Here is a 13,451-nt window from a genome sequence, read left to right as displayed (position 1 = left end):
GGTATCGGTGAAAGCTGCTTCCATCCCGCCCCTTCACGCGAAGCAATTTCAACCGAAACGGGGATGTTATCTCGCCCGTCGACGGTCGATGATCGACGCGTTTTCAAACAGGAGACTGCCATGACCGCACTGCCGCTCGAAAAAGCCAGGCAAATCATCGATGCCGCCTTTGCTAAGGGCGCCGATCTCAAGCTCAAGCCGCTCGGCGTTTCGGTGCTTGATGCCGGCGGGCATCTGGTCGCCTTCCAGCGCCAGGACGGCGCCTCGTTCCTGCGCCCGCAAATGTCGGCCGGCAAGGCCTACGGTGCGCTCGCCATCGGCATGGGCTCACGCAAAGTCGAGGCCTTCGCCAAGGAGCGCCCGCACTTGGTGGCCGGCATCTCGGACGTCTCGGGCGGACGCGTGCTGCCGGTGGTCGGCGGCGTGCTGATCCGCGACAAGGCCGGAGCCATCATCGGCGCCGTCGGCATCTCAGGCGACACGTCGGACAATGACGAAGCCGCGGCCATCGCCGGCATCGAGGCCGCCGGCTTCACCGCCGATCCGGGCTGAATCCTCTCCACTTTGGTCATCGCTGGGCGAAGCAGGAGCGAAGCTCCGTCGCGGAGGCCCTGGGATGACGAAGCGATGCGCGTTTCCTGCCAATCGCTTCGCTGAGGAACTAATTCAGATTGATGTCTCGGCTGGCCGATCGCATCGACACCGCGAATCCGGCCAGCACATCGAACAGCGCGATGACCATCAGCGTGAAGAAGACGGAATGGGCCGCGCCCTTCACCAACAGGAACTCGACCAGGAAGGCCACGAACACCAGCGTCGACAGAAGATGGTCCATGATCGAGGCGTTGGTCGTGCGCACCGACTTCGCCATTTCGAGGAACAGGAAGATCAGCCCGATCAGTATCATCAGGTCGCCCAGCGTCATCGAGAACACGCCGCCCGACATCATGCTGAAGGAGAAGACCTCGCTCGCCCACGGATCGTCACCGCTACCGAAAATTCCCAGCAGTCCGAGGTTGTAGAGCACGAAAGGCACGATCAGCAGCGGAATGGCACCGAACATCTGGCGTCTCCATGTGGGGGCGATCCTTTGTAGAATGCGCCATAGCCACGTCGTCAAGATGTTTCGCCATCGGCGCTGAACACGGTCGAAGACCGCACGCAACAACCATGTCAGCCGGTTGCCGGCCGAAGGATTTGCAACGCCGGCGGTGCACGCCTGCGCTGCCGGCCCGCCCAAACGCAAAAGGACCAGCCACCGGCCGGTCCTTTTGGAAATTCAAACCTTTGAAAAAGCTGGTCTCAGCTTTCCTTGGGGGTCAACACCTGGCGACCGCGATACATGCCGGTCTTCAGGTCGATATGGTGCGGACGGCGCATTTCGCCGGAATTCTTGTCCTCGACATAGGTCGGGGCCTTGAGGGCGTCGGCCGAGCGGCGCATGCCGCGCTTGGACGGAGAGGTTTTTCGTTTCGGAACGGCCATGGATATGCTCCACTACATGGTCAAAAGCCCCGCCCGCCCTCGTGAAAGGGCCATGTCGGGCCTAAATCTGAGAAAGTCGGGTGCCTATACACGCCCTGTGCCGTTTTGGCCAGCACTGGCGCGAATTTTTTTGGATCGGCTAGCGGAGACAACCGACATAGGCGCCGGAGCGGCCGGCGCGCCGCTCGATCAGATTGGCGAGCCGCCTCAAGCCAGGCCCGGGTTTGGCCGGATTGCGGGCAATCGGATTTGGCAAGGAGACCGCAAGCAAGGCGGCCTGCCGTCGCGACAGCTGTTTTGCCGAAACGCCGAAATGGTGCTGTGCCGCAGCCTCGATGCCGTAGATGCCCGGCCCCCACTCGGCGATGTTGAGGTAGATTTCCATGATGCGCCGTTTCGACATCACCGCATCGAAATAGACGGCCAGCGGCAATTCGACCACCTTGCGCACCGAACCCAGCGGCCGCGACCAGAGAAACAGGTTCTTGACCGTCTGCATGGTGATGGTCGAGGCGCCGCGCGTCGCTTCGCCGGCCAGCGCGTCGTCGACGACGCCCCTCAGCTCGCCGAGATCGACGCCGCGGTGGAAGCAGAACTGCCCGTCCTCCGACATGATGACGGAATTGGCCAGCACCGGCGACACGTCGTCGATCGACACCCAGCGGCGATCGTAACCGGAGAACGTCGCCAGGTCCTTCAGCATCAGCGTCGAGACAGGATGCACGAAGAATGGCAGATACAGAAACGTCAGCACGACCGGAATCAAAGCCAGCACCGCGGCCACGACGATGCCGCGCCGGACCCAGCGCTTGAGACCACGGCGGTTTACGCCCCGCGATCTCGTCGCCATGTCCAGTCTTTCGGTTTCATGATCGACGATCGGTTCCGCCAAGCCGCCCAACCCGTGCTTCTCCCTGCCCCGGCATAATGGCGCTTGGCTTCTTGCGCAACGTCTGAGTGTCGGCTACCGGTCCGGGCCATGACGAATGACGACCAAATGGCGTTCGAAATGGCGCTGATCAGACGGGCAGCCGCCGTCGAGGTGCTGCTGCGGCGGCTGCTCGACGACCGTGCGCTTTCGGGCGAGATCGCGCGGCCTGAGCGTTTGATGGCGGCGATGCGGCACGGCGTGCTGAACGGCGGCAAGCGCCTGCGCCCTTTCCTGGTCATGGAAAGTGCCGCCCTTTTTTCCGCCGATGGCGAGGCGGCATTGCGCGTCGCCGCAGCCCTTGAATGCGTGCATTGCTATTCGCTGATACACGACGATCTGCCCGCCATGGACGACGACGATCTGCGCCGTGGCCAGCCGACCGTGCACAGAGCCTTCGACGAGGCGACCGCTATCCTGGCCGGCGACGCCTTGCTGACGCTGGCCTTCGACATCATTGCTGGCGAGGCGACCGCCCTGCCGGCGGAGCGGCGGGCGGCCCTAGTATTGGCGCTGGCCCGCGCCGCCGGGGCAGGCGGCATGGTCGGCGGCCAGAAGCTCGACCTCGAGGCCGAACAGACGCCGCCGGACGAGGCCGGCATCATCCGGCTGCAGGCGATGAAGACCGGCGCGCTGATCCGTTTCGCCTGCGAGGCAGGCGCACTCATTGCCGGTGCACCAGCCGATGACCGCGAGCGGCTGGCCGAATTCGGCTCGGCGATCGGTCTTGCCTTCCAGCTTGCCGACGACCTGCTCGATTTGACCGCCGATGCCAGCCAGATGGGCAAGGCGACCGGCAAGGACGCCGCCGCCGGCAAGGGGACGCTGGTGGCCTTGCATGGTGCGAATTGGGCACGCGGCCAGCTTCACGGCCTCGTCGAACAGGCCCATGCACTGCTTGAGCCCTATGGCGACGATGCCCAATTGCTGAAGGAAGCGGCGACGTTCGTGGCGGCGCGTAACAGCTGAGGTTGTGCCAGCCGGAACATCGAGCTGATCGACGCACGCACGTCCCCGCCGGCCGGTTCTGAAATAGAGCTTGAGCGGAAGCCTGCCGAGGCAGAGGATCGACATCGCTTTGCCACCGCACGGCAAGCACGCGGTGCGGATAGAGTTGGAGGGATGCCATGTCGACCACCGACAAGCTGTTCACCGGTTCCATTCCCGAAGTCTACGACCGGGCGATGGTGCCGCTGATCTTCGAGCCCTATGCGCAGGATCTGGCGGAGAGAGTGTCGAAGCTCGGGCCGCAATCGGTGCTCGAAGTGGCGGCGGGCACCGGTGTGGTGACGCGTGCGCTGGCAGCAAGATTGCCGGCGCAAACACGCATCGTGGCCACCGACCTTAACCAGCCGATGCTCGACCACGCGCGCACGCGGATGTCGGACGATCCTCGTATCATCTGGCAGCAGGCCGACGCCCAGGCACTGCCCTTCGAGGACGCCCGGTTCGACGCCGTGGTCTGCCAATTTGGCGCGATGTTCTTCCCCGATCGGGTGGGCGCCTACGGGCAAGCGCGGCGGATGATGCGGCCGGGCGGGCATTTCCTGTTCAACGTCTGGGGTGCCATCGAAGACAACGAGTTCGCCGAGGAAGTGACGCGGGCACTCGGCCATTTCTTTCCGGCCGATCCGCCTCGCTTCATGGCAAGGACGCCGCATGGCTATCACGATGCGGACGTCATCCGCGCCGACCTTCATGCCGCCGGCTTCCGTGACATCACCATAGAGCCGCTGGATGCCGTCAGCGCCGCTTCCTCGCCATATGAGGCGGCCGCGGCCTATTGCCAGGGCACGCCCCTGCGGGCCGAGATCGAGGCGCGCGGTGGCTCGCTGGAGGAGGCGACGCGATACGTGGCGAATGCCCTTGGGAAACGGTTCGGGGAAGGTCCGGTGAGTGGCCGCATCCGCGCCCTCGTCGTGGAAGCGGCCTAGGCGTGCTGTCCATCCGGCGGCTCGCACGGCCTGCCTACCCGCACGAACGAAATTTTAATGTAAATGAAGCGTAATCCCGGCCATTAAAATGGTGCGTATGTGTTGGGGTTGCGCATGCCTGAATATTCGTCCTTCATCCGGTCGGTCCGGATCCGCTATATTTCAGGGTTGCTGATCTTCGCGCTGGCTTCCGCCGGCATCGTGATTGCGCTTGACCGCGTCAATTCCTTTCGCCGCGACATCGATGCGCTGAGCAGCAATCTCGTCATCTTCACCCGCGACCTGCGCAACGCGACCAGCTTTGCCGAGACGACCGGCACAGCCTGGCGGGCGGAGACACGCGATGCCCTGACCACATCGGCGCGCGGCCATTCGGAGCGTCTGACCGGCGAGATCGAGACGCTGACCGCCCAGCTTGCGGCGATCAAGCCGCGGCTGTCGATCAAGACCGTCAACGAACTCCAGTCCGCTTCCGTCAACGGCGATCTGTTCTGGTCGCCGCGCGACATGGTGCGCAATTTTAACCTGATGTCGGTGGCGCAGAAGGTCGACGAGTGGAGCTATCGCGAAATCCGCAACCAGAACGACCTGTTTGCCCAGCCTATGCTGGTTCGCGTCCGCACCGCCATGGATGATGAGCGCCACCTGGCCGATGCCTCAAGCGACAGACTGCTGCTGTGGGCGAGCGGCATCCTGTTCGCGGCACTTGCCATCGTCGCCTTCTGGATCTTCCGCCCGATGGAAGTGGCAATCCGCCGCGCCTTTGCCGAATCCGCCGAATCCCTGTTCAAGGCCGAGGCCGCCGACCGCGCCAAATCGGAATTCCTGGCCAATATGAGCCACGAAATCCGCACGCCGATGAACGGCGTGCTCGGCATGGCCGAACTGCTGGCGAAGACCGATCTGACCCCGCGCCAAAAGACCTTCACGGACGTCATCGTCAAATCCGGCAACGCGTTGCTCACCATCATCAACGACATCCTCGATTTCTCCAAGATCAATGCCGGCCAGCTCACCCTCGACCCTGCTCCCTTTCGCCTTTCCGAGGCGGTCGAGGATGTGGCGACGCTGGTCTCGGCGCGCGTCGCCGAAAAGAACCTCGAACTGATCGTGCGTGTCGACCCGCGCCTGCCGGCCCATGTCGTCGGCGACGCCGGCCGGTTCCGGCAGATCATCACCAACCTGCTTGGCAATGCCGTGAAGTTCACCGAAAAGGGTCATGTGCTGATCGATGTCGGCGGCGAAATCGTCAACGACGTGGTCCAGCTCAAGGTCCGCGTCGAAGACACCGGCATCGGCATACCGGCCGAGAAACTGCAGAATGTATTCGAGAAATTCGCGCAGGTGGACGGCTCGTCCACCCGCCGTCATGAGGGCACGGGGCTGGGCCTCGCCATCGCCGCCCGCCTCGTCGACCTGATGGCAGGCAAGATCGGTGTCGAGAGCGAGATCGGCCGCGGCTCGGTGTTCTGGTTCGCGGTGCCGCTGGCCGCGCATCAGGCGGCGGCGCGCGACGAGATCGTGCCGGTCGACGTCACCGGCGCGCGCGTGCTGGTCATCGACGACAATCCGGTCAACCGCGAAATCCTGCTCGAGCAGCTCAGAAGCTGGAGCTTCGATTGCGCCGCCGCCGAAAGCGGCGCGGTTGGGCTTGCTTTCCTCGACCGCGCCTTTCAATTGGGCGCCGCCGTCGACTGCATCATCCTCGACTACCAAATGCCGGGCATGAACGGCGCCGACGTCGCCAGAGCCATTGCTTCCGACAGCCGGCTGTCCTCCATCCCGGTGGTGTTGCTGACCTCGGTCGACCAGGTCGATTTCGGCAAGATGATCATCGACTACGGCATTGCAGCACACCTGACCAAGCCGGCGCGCTCCGCGGTGCTGCTCGGCACGGTCATCTCGGTGATCCAGAAGGCCCGCTCGCAGGTCGGCAAGGCGCGGTTCGTCCGCGAACCGATCGTGCAGGCTCCCCCGGCGGCGCCGCCCGCCTTCACCGTCATCCGCGGCCCGGCAATGCCGGTCGCGGCAGCGCCGGAATCGACAACCGCGCCGAACGGACCGATCGACATCCTCATTGCCGAGGACAATGACGTGAACCAGCTGGTGTTCGGCCAAATCCTCAACGGGTTGGGCTTGAGCTACCGCATCGCCGGCAATGGCCGCACGGCGGTCGAGATGTACCGGGCGCTGCGCCCCAAGCTGATCCTGATGGATGTCTCGATGCCCGAAATGAACGGCTATGAGGCGACCCGCGCCATCCGGGCGATGGAGGTCTCGACGGGCGCCCACATCCCGATCATCGGCGTCACCGCGCACGCGCTGAAGGGTGATCGCGACAAGTGCATCGAATCAGGCATGGACGACTATCTGCCGAAGCCAGTTTCGCCCGACCGCCTGGGCACCAAGATCGGCACCTGGCTCAGCGAAACGGTGGTGGCGAAGACCGCCTAGGCTGCATCCATGGGATGCGTCAGACGGCTGCTGCCTCCAGACGATAGCGGCGCATCCAGTCGAGGCTTGTCGCGTCAGCAAGCTTGCAACGCCGGGGCTTACATCCTCCTCGTCAGGCGCTCGGACCCTCAGGGCTTCGCAGATGCCTAGCAATGTCGCGGCCGGATTGCCTGAAAGGCGCTCATAGCCGACACGCAGCGGGGATATGCCTTGCTCTGCGAACCAAATGTTCCAGGCCGCGTCATAGGTCTCGAGTTCCGTGACCTCTCGTTTGATCCGCTCGAAATCATATTGAGGCTCTTTCGGCGGCGCGACCCTTTCGATCTCGGTGCCGTCGGGAGCGATATGCCAAAGACCGGTCTGCTCTGCCTAGATCAGGGAGACAGCCTGCGCGAGCTTGTCCTCCCGCGAGAGGTGTATGTAGAGAACATTGCCGAATGCTCTTTCGAACCGCGCTCTGTCCGACGGCAGTTTCGGGAAAATCCGGTCGAGGATCGTCGAAAGCTCATCCAGATTTTCGCGCATCAAGCGAAGGCCGAAGAGGCCGGTTCCACCCTTGCCCGCAGCGATCGCCGCGTTGAGATAGGCGACATTGAAGTCGAGCTCACTCATCGTGTCGCGATCGGGCAGCTTCCACTCTTCAGCCCACTCCAGCACATCCTGCCGCCGACAGAATGAGTGCGGATCGCCAGTCGTCTTCGTGGATGCCAGAAGCTTGCACAGCAGCGTGCTTCCGGTCCTCGGCGTGCCGCAGATAATGTATCCATCGAACATGTTGAGACCCATGCTGCTCGTCAAAGACAGGGCCGCCGCCCAGTAAAGATGGCGGCCGCTATAGCTGAAATCTTTGCTGGATGCGACGTTCCGGCTGTCGCTTATAAATGCCTTTCTCAGACAGAACATCGCGCCGGCAGCGGCCAAATTACCGGTTGCGCACCACCACGCACGCCCCACCGACACTTTGCAATTTCTGGCAAATAACGTTGGCATCGGCGCGGCGGTCGACACCGATCCTGACCGCGTAGATGCCGCGCCGGCCGATCGGCGTGCGCACCCGGCTGACCACCGGATCATGCCCGTTGAGCAGGGCCGGGAACCGGCTCCTTACCCTGAGCCACTGGTTGATCGCGGCACTGCGGCGAAAATTGCCGGCCACCTGGATGCCCCATGGCTTTATGTTGATCGAAGCCATGGCCACCGTCCGCGACATGATCACCGGCAGTTTTCGGCAAGCGACGGCAAAATCCGTCTTTGCGTCGAGCGGCTCGACTTTTCCAGCATAGGCCCGGTCCGTGAACTTGTCGGCTGGTTCGCCCATGATGTCTAAGACATAGCTTTCGGTCTCCATTGGCAGGAACCCCCCGGAGCTGAGCCAGCGCGACACCCGGCTCTCGCCGGCATTGTAGGCGGCGGCGGCCAGGCCGAGATTGCCGTAGCCGGTTTTCATTTCGGCGAGATATCTAGCCGAAGCCGGAATCGCCTGGTTGATGTCGAAGGAATTGGCAAGCCCGCGCATCTTGGCGGTGCCCGGCATGAACTGGGCAATGCCTTCGGCGCCGACCGGACTGACGGCGTTGGGATCGAAACGGCTTTCCTTCCAGATCAGCCGGGCGAAGAAATCCCTGGACAGGCCGTTCTGGTCGGCATGCGCCTGGATCAGATTGCAGACTTTGTCGATCAGCCGCTGCTTAGCGGATTGCGGCGGATCGGCCTGCACAAGGGCCGACCAGGTCAGCCCGTACAGCAGGATCAGCGTCGCCCATAGGAAACGCTGCATTTGACTTACTCTGCCGCGGCCTTGCCGCCGCGACCGAACCGCTGTTCGATATAGTCGGCGACCATTTTCTCGAAATCCGCGGCGATCGACGGCCCGCGCAGCGTCGCCGCCTTCTTGCCGTCGACGAAGACAGGCGCGGTCGGCGTCTCGCCGGTGCCGGGCAGCGAAATGCCGATGTCGGCATGCTTGGACTCGCCCGGGCCGTTGACGATGCAACCCATCACCGCGACCTTGAGGTTCTCGACGCCGGGATATTTGTCGCGCCACACCGGCATATTCTTCCTGAGATCCGCCTGGATGTTCTGGGCAAGTTCCTGGAACACGGTCGAGGTCGTGCGGCCGCAGCCGGGGCAAGCGGCGACGATCGGCACGAACTGCCTGAACCCCATGGTCTGCAGCAATTCCTGCGACACCTGCACCTCGCGCGTGCGGTCACCATTCGGCTCCGGTGTCAGCGAGATGCGGATGGTGTCGCCGATGCCTTGCTGGAGCAGGATGCCCATGGCGGCCGACGAAGCGACGATGCCCTTCGAGCCCATGCCGGCTTCGGTCAGGCCGAGATGCAGCGCGTGGTTGGAGCGGGTGGCGAGCTCGGTATAGACGGCGATCAGGTCCTGCACGCCGCTGACCTTGGCCGACAGGATGATTTTCTCGCGGCCAAGGCCGATCTCTTCCGCCATCTCGGCCGACAGGATCGCCGACTGCACGATCGCCTCGCGCATCACCTCCTGGGCCGTCAGCGGGAAACCCTTGTCCTGGTTGTCGTCCATCAGCCGGGTCAAAAGCTCCTGGTCGAGCGAGCCCCAGTTGACACCGATGCGTACCGGCTTGTCATGCTTGATCGCCATCTCGACGATATCGGCGAACTGGCGGTCCTTCTTGTCCTTGAAGCCGACATTGCCCGGATTGATGCGGTATTTGGCCAGCGCCTCGGCGCAGGCCGGATGATCGGCCAAAAGCTTGTGGCCGATATAGTGGAAATCGCCGACCAGCGGCACGTGGATACCCAGCCGCTGAAGCCGCTCATGAATGCGCGGCACGGCGGCGGCGCTCTCGTCGCGATCGACGGTGATGCGCACGATCTCCGACCCGGCCCGGTGCAGGGCTGCGACCTGCGCAACGGTCTGGTCGATATCGGCCGTGTCGGTGTTGGTCATCGATTGGACGACGACAGGCGCGCCGCCGCCGACGATCACGCCGCCGACATCGACGCCGACCGACGTACGGCGGGGAAAAGGAGAGGAAAAATATCCGGTCATGCCGGCAGCCTTTTGTCTCTGGAGCATCTTGTGTCCTGCATGGACGCACAACGACGCCCCGGGCCGATGCGCTGAGGTCCGGGCATGAGGTGGAGGAGCAAAGATGGCTTGTCAATGGCGACAGGTCGCCACTGGCCGGAATCGGTCCGCCACCAGAGGCCAGGAAACAATCGATGATCTGGCGAAACGGGCGACGGCCGAAGCGGAAATTGAGCCTGTGCAAGTCCAGCTTCGGCTGACAGACCGGTGCTGGAAATCAAAACCCTCCACACCGGCGGCGTGGTGCCGCCGGGAAAAGAGGCCGCGGATATTGGGCGGCTATGTCAGGAGGGTATCAATGCGTGGTCGGTTTGCCTCTTAGTTTTTCAATCTCGTCCTTGAGTGCCAGCTTGCGTCGCTTGAGATTCACGATTTCGAGGTCGTCGACCGATGGATGATTCATCGCGTCATCGATTTCACGTTCGATGTCGCCGTGTTTCCGCTGCAACTCATCAAGATGGGATGCAAGAGACATGATTGGTTCTCCCTTTCATGGTTTTCCTCGATTGCAACCGTCACGGCGCGTCCACCGCAGGTTCGCTTCTGTGACGGCACGGTGACAGTGTGTCACCTTCCGCGGGCGATGTCGAATGATCCGTGGTAGCATTCCACGACACTGTGAAATGTGATATGGGCTGCACGCCGGTGACAAAACACCCGGCCCCGCCCAATCAGGCCCAGCTTTGGGCGCCGCAGACGTGCAGACGGTAGAGAATGTCCGATCAGGAACAGGCCGATATTCGCCTCGAATTTTCCCGCCTGAAGCAGGAACACGCCGATTTCGATGCCGCCATCAACGCGATGATCGCCATGGCCTGCGATCCGCTGCAGATCCAGCGCATGAAGAAGAAGAAGCTGTTCCTCAAGGATCGGCTGATGGCACTGGAAGACAAGATCATTCCCGACATCATTGCGTGAGTTGGCATTCGCTCGCCCGCGCGCTACCCGGCGATCGAAAGCTTTGCGGCACGATCACGCAGCAGGCCGATGAGTTCGCCGGTCCGCTCCTCGGACGTATCGATGGGGACCACCAGGCACATCGTCGCCTCGACCTTGCCCGGCGCTGAAAACACCGGTGCGGCAAGGCACTTCGTATAGGCATCGACAAGGCCCGAAGTGACGCAATGGCCGGTGACCTGCGCTTTTGCGATGTCGGCGACGAAATCGTCAAGCCGCAGTTTGCGCCCGTCGGGCAGCACGAGATCGTCGTTTGACACCATGTCTTCGATCTCAGCCTTCTCCAGCCCCGCCAGAAGCAGCCGCCCCGAGGCTGTCCAGGGCAGCGGTATCTGCAAGCCGGTGGCGGAACTGATGCGGAACGGTCTGGTGCCGGGACTCGCATGGACGATCGTATAGCGGCCGCTCTGCAGCATGCACAGTTCGGAAGTCTCGCCGGTCTCGCGCGACAGATTGTCGACCTCCTGGCGCCCCCGCCTCAACAGGTCGTTGCCCCGCACATAGTCCATTCCGTAGAAATAGAGCTTCTTGCCGAAATAGACGCGATTGCCGTCGCCTTCCATTTCCAGCAGTCCCGCATCGACCAGCGACCGCACCAGCGTATAGGTCGTCGAGCGGGGCGCGTTCACGCCCTTGGCAAGGTCGCCAATGCCGATCGCGCGCTGGGTCGTGTGAAGAAACTCCAGAATCTCGAGCACCCGGTTGAGCCCCTTTTCACGGGAGCCCGAAATCTTCTCGCCGGCTGAAAGTGCCGAGGTATTGCCATCTTGCATTGTTGATTCCCGGTGTTAGTATCTGTCCTGTACAGGATACATGCGTCTCTTGTAAGAGACAATCGCTTCGACGTCACTGACGCGTGTATTGCCTGTGCAAGGGGAACACAAACGAAAGGAGGTCGCCGTGAACGACACATCCGGAAGACGTGATTTTCTGAAATTGGGAATGGCGGGACTGGCCGCGGCCGGCGTCGTGGGTGCGGCGGTAACCGTCGATGCCCAAAAGGCCGCTGCCCAGGCAGCACCCGACAGCCTGCTGCGCACCGTGCTCGATCGCGGCAAGCTGATCGTCGGCACCGGCAGCACCAATGCGCCGTGGCACTTCGAGAACGATGCCGGCGAACTCGTCGGCATGGACATCACCATGGGGCGCATTCTTGCCAAGGGCCTTTTCGACGATCCGACCAAGGTCGAGTTCGTGATGCAGGATCCGGCACAGCGCATCCCCAACGTCACCACCAACAAGGTCGACATCACCATTCAGTTCATGACGATGAGCGCCCAGCGCTCGCAGCTGGTCAATTTTTCCCGGCCTTACTACGTCGAGGGCGTCGCCCTGCTGAGCCTTCCGACCGCCGAGAACAAGACCTTCGACAAGCTGCTTGCCGGCGGCTCGGCGACACGCGTCTCCATCCTGCAGAATGTCGATGCCGAGGCGCAGGTGCATTCGGTGCTGCCCGAGTGCCAGGTTATGCAGATCGATACCCAGGCCAACGTGCTGCAGGCACTGGAATCGAAACGCGTCGACGCCGCTGCCGTCGATCTGTCCACGGTGCGCTGGCTCGCCTCGCGCAATCCGGACAGATATTTCGACGCCGGCAAGAGCTGGCTGAGCATGCTTTATGGCGCGGCACTCCGGCAAGGCGACCTTGACTGGCTGACCTTCGTCAACTCGACCTTCACCATCGCCATGTTCGGCCACGAAAACGCACTCTACGATGCCGCCTTCAAGGACTTTTTCGGACAGGAGCCGCCGGCGCGCCATCCCGGCTTCCCAGCCATCTGACCTGCCGGTCGGAAGGGCGTATACACCGCCCTTCCCCCTCCCTAGAGCAATTCCAGGAAAAGTGTGAAACGGTTTTCCGCCCGGAATTGCGTCAAAACAAAGAATTAGAGCGGGTCGCCGTTTCCGTGAAACGGTGAACTGCTCTAAGCCTGCGGCACTGAGGCGGACGCATGGGCTATGCCCTTAATTTCAACCTGATCTGGCGGCACTTCGACAAGCTGTGGGGAGGACTGCTGCTCAGTCTCGAGCTCGCCGTCATATCGATCGCCATCGGCACCGTCATCGGCCTGGTTCTGGCGGTCTGGTACGTGTCTGCCGGACGCATCGTGCGCACCATCATCGCCGCCTACGTCGAATTCATCCGCAACGTGCCGCTGATCCTGCTCGTCTACCTCGTCTTCTACGGCCTGCCGACAGTGGTCGACATCGCCTACAGCGCGCCGACCTCGTTCGTCGTCACGCTGTCGCTCTATAGCGGCGCCTATCTGGTCGAGGTGTTTCGCTCCGGGCTCGAAGCCGTTCCGCGCGGACAGCTGGACGCCGGCAAGGCAATCGGCCTGACGCCCTGGCAAAGGCTGCTCAACGTGCGCCTGCCGACCATGCTGCGCATCACCTTGCCGGCATTGTCCAACACCTTCATATCGCTGTTCAAGGACACCTCCGTCGCCTCGGTCATTTCGGTGCCGGAGCTGACCTATGGCGCCCAGTGGATCAACTTCAACACCTTCCGCATCGTCGAGGTCTATCTCGTGGTCACGGCGATGTATCTGGTGACCGGCTACATCTTGCTTTTTGCGCTTCGGCTTGTCGAGCGCCGGTTCAGGGCGGCGCGCTGA

General features: G+C 62.7%; 14 protein-coding genes and 1 pseudogene. 7 read left to right on the top strand and 8 right to left on the bottom strand.

The genetic code is table 11. The annotated features are described in order from the left end of the window. Window positions 1–120 precede the first annotated feature (120 nt). Complete coding sequence (locus tag NKI99_RS20375) at window positions 121–552, top strand: GlcG/HbpS family heme-binding protein (protein WP_023810947.1); 432 nt, start codon at window positions 121–123, stop codon at window positions 550–552. Window positions 553–661: 109 nt separating this feature from the next. Here the strand turns inward: NKI99_RS20375 and NKI99_RS20370 are convergent, their stop codons facing one another. The 3 genes from NKI99_RS20370 to NKI99_RS20360 form a co-directional block, all read right to left on the bottom strand. Then, complete coding sequence (locus tag NKI99_RS20370) at window positions 662–1,063, bottom strand: hypothetical protein (protein WP_127296853.1); 402 nt, start codon at window positions 1,061–1,063, stop codon at window positions 662–664. A 239-nt stretch (window positions 1,064–1,302) separates the two neighbouring features. Next, window positions 1,303–1,485: a 50S ribosomal protein L32 gene (gene rpmF / locus NKI99_RS20365; RefSeq protein ID WP_008834724.1), complete on the bottom strand. Its 183-nt coding sequence runs from the start codon at window positions 1,483–1,485 to the stop codon at window positions 1,303–1,305. Window positions 1,486–1,624: 139 nt separating this feature from the next. Then, the gene (locus tag NKI99_RS20360; protein WP_031213164.1) at window positions 1,625–2,386 is read right to left on the bottom strand and encodes a transglycosylase domain-containing protein; all 762 of its coding nucleotides are present in this window, start codon (window positions 2,384–2,386) and stop codon (window positions 1,625–1,627) included. Window positions 2,387–2,464: 78 nt separating this feature from the next. Between NKI99_RS20360 and NKI99_RS20355 the strand changes: the two genes are divergently transcribed. The 3 genes from NKI99_RS20355 (at window position 2,465) to NKI99_RS20345 (ending at window position 6,801) form a co-directional block, all read left to right on the top strand. Further along, on the top strand, window positions 2,465–3,382 hold the full coding sequence (locus NKI99_RS20355; protein WP_352611771.1) for a polyprenyl synthetase family protein: 918 nt from the start codon (window positions 2,465–2,467) through the stop codon (window positions 3,380–3,382). A gap of 158 nt (window positions 3,383–3,540) precedes the next feature. Next, window positions 3,541–4,347, top strand: coding sequence for a class I SAM-dependent methyltransferase (locus NKI99_RS20350; protein ID WP_023810943.1), 807 nt, complete (start codon window positions 3,541–3,543; stop codon window positions 4,345–4,347). Between the two features lie 114 nt (window positions 4,348–4,461). Next, window positions 4,462–6,801 (top strand): response regulator, encoded by a 2,340-nt coding sequence (locus NKI99_RS20345; protein WP_352442019.1) that lies wholly within the window; start codon window positions 4,462–4,464, stop codon window positions 6,799–6,801. On the opposite strand, the pseudogene NKI99_RS20340 reads toward NKI99_RS20345, so the two are convergent. The 4 genes and pseudogenes from NKI99_RS20340 to NKI99_RS20325 all read right to left on the bottom strand — a co-directional run bounded on the left by NKI99_RS20340 (window position 6,700) and on the right by NKI99_RS20325 (window position 10,351). Beyond that, a pseudogene (locus NKI99_RS20340) lies at window positions 6,700–7,575 on the bottom strand (Stf0 family sulfotransferase). The gene NKI99_RS20345 and the pseudogene NKI99_RS20340 overlap by 102 nt on opposite strands. Window positions 7,576–7,723: 148 nt before the next feature. Next, entirely contained in the window at window positions 7,724–8,578 is an 855-nt protein-coding gene (locus tag NKI99_RS20335) for a lytic transglycosylase domain-containing protein (RefSeq protein WP_023810941.1), read from the bottom strand. A gap of 5 nt (window positions 8,579–8,583) precedes the next feature. Beyond that, window positions 8,584–9,837: a flavodoxin-dependent (E)-4-hydroxy-3-methylbut-2-enyl-diphosphate synthase gene (ispG, locus tag NKI99_RS20330; RefSeq protein ID WP_023810940.1), complete on the bottom strand. Its 1,254-nt coding sequence runs from the start codon at window positions 9,835–9,837 to the stop codon at window positions 8,584–8,586. A 334-nt stretch (window positions 9,838–10,171) separates the two neighbouring features. Beyond that, the gene (locus NKI99_RS20325; RefSeq protein ID WP_013529217.1) at window positions 10,172–10,351 is read right to left on the bottom strand and encodes a YdcH family protein; all 180 of its coding nucleotides are present in this window, start codon (window positions 10,349–10,351) and stop codon (window positions 10,172–10,174) included. A gap of 239 nt (window positions 10,352–10,590) precedes the next feature. On the opposite strand from NKI99_RS20325, the gene NKI99_RS20320 reads away from it, so the two are divergent. Continuing rightward, window positions 10,591–10,794, top strand: coding sequence for a YdcH family protein (locus NKI99_RS20320; protein WP_013529216.1), 204 nt, complete (start codon window positions 10,591–10,593; stop codon window positions 10,792–10,794). 23 nt (window positions 10,795–10,817) lie between these two features. Here NKI99_RS20320 and NKI99_RS20315 read toward each other — a convergent pair whose 3' ends face one another. Beyond that, window positions 10,818–11,606, bottom strand: a complete 789-nt coding sequence (locus NKI99_RS20315; RefSeq protein ID WP_352611770.1) for an IclR family transcriptional regulator — start codon at window positions 11,604–11,606, stop codon at window positions 10,818–10,820. Between the two features lie 127 nt (window positions 11,607–11,733). On the opposite strand from NKI99_RS20315, the gene NKI99_RS20310 reads away from it, so the two are divergent. Together NKI99_RS20310 and NKI99_RS20305 are read left to right on the top strand one after the other, a co-directional pair. Then, window positions 11,734–12,615, top strand: coding sequence for a transporter substrate-binding protein (locus tag NKI99_RS20310; protein ID WP_128305966.1), 882 nt, complete (start codon window positions 11,734–11,736; stop codon window positions 12,613–12,615). 170 nt (window positions 12,616–12,785) lie between these two features. Then, window positions 12,786–13,451: an amino acid ABC transporter permease gene (locus tag NKI99_RS20305; protein ID WP_023810937.1), complete on the top strand. Its 666-nt coding sequence runs from the start codon at window positions 12,786–12,788 to the stop codon at window positions 13,449–13,451.

The organism is Mesorhizobium sp. M0239 (assembly GCF_040321815.1).
Lineage (GTDB): Bacteria > Pseudomonadota > Alphaproteobacteria > Rhizobiales > Rhizobiaceae > Mesorhizobium.
The sequence above is the reverse complement of the archived record's forward strand: the minus strand, read 5'-3'. Positions and strand labels throughout refer to the sequence as shown.

Bases quoted from the DNA above. Each gene is read 5' to 3' on its own strand.
- NKI99_RS20375 (WP_023810947.1), top strand. From the start codon at position 121: ATGACCGCACTGCCGCTCGAAAAAGCCAGGCAAATCATCGATGCCGCC.
- NKI99_RS20370 (WP_127296853.1), bottom strand. From the start codon at position 1,063: ATGTTCGGTGCCATTCCGCTGCTGATCGTGCCTTTCGTGCTCTACAAC.
- rpmF (WP_008834724.1), bottom strand. From the start codon at position 1,485: ATGGCCGTTCCGAAACGAAAAACCTCTCCGTCCAAGCGCGGCATGCGC.
- NKI99_RS20355 (WP_352611771.1), top strand. From the start codon at position 2,465: ATGACGAATGACGACCAAATGGCGTTCGAAATGGCGCTGATCAGACGG.
- NKI99_RS20350 (WP_023810943.1), top strand. From the start codon at position 3,541: ATGTCGACCACCGACAAGCTGTTCACCGGTTCCATTCCCGAAGTCTAC.
- NKI99_RS20345 (WP_352442019.1), top strand. From the start codon at position 4,462: ATGCCTGAATATTCGTCCTTCATCCGGTCGGTCCGGATCCGCTATATT.
- NKI99_RS20335 (WP_023810941.1), bottom strand. From the start codon at position 8,578: ATGCAGCGTTTCCTATGGGCGACGCTGATCCTGCTGTACGGGCTGACC.
- ispG (WP_023810940.1), bottom strand. From the start codon at position 9,837: ATGACCGGATATTTTTCCTCTCCTTTTCCCCGCCGTACGTCGGTCGGC.
- NKI99_RS20325 (WP_013529217.1), bottom strand. From the start codon at position 10,351: ATGTCTCTTGCATCCCATCTTGATGAGTTGCAGCGGAAACACGGCGAC.
- NKI99_RS20320 (WP_013529216.1), top strand. From the start codon at position 10,591: ATGTCCGATCAGGAACAGGCCGATATTCGCCTCGAATTTTCCCGCCTG.
- NKI99_RS20315 (WP_352611770.1), bottom strand. From the start codon at position 11,606: ATGCAAGATGGCAATACCTCGGCACTTTCAGCCGGCGAGAAGATTTCG.
- NKI99_RS20305 (WP_023810937.1), top strand. From the start codon at position 12,786: ATGGGCTATGCCCTTAATTTCAACCTGATCTGGCGGCACTTCGACAAG.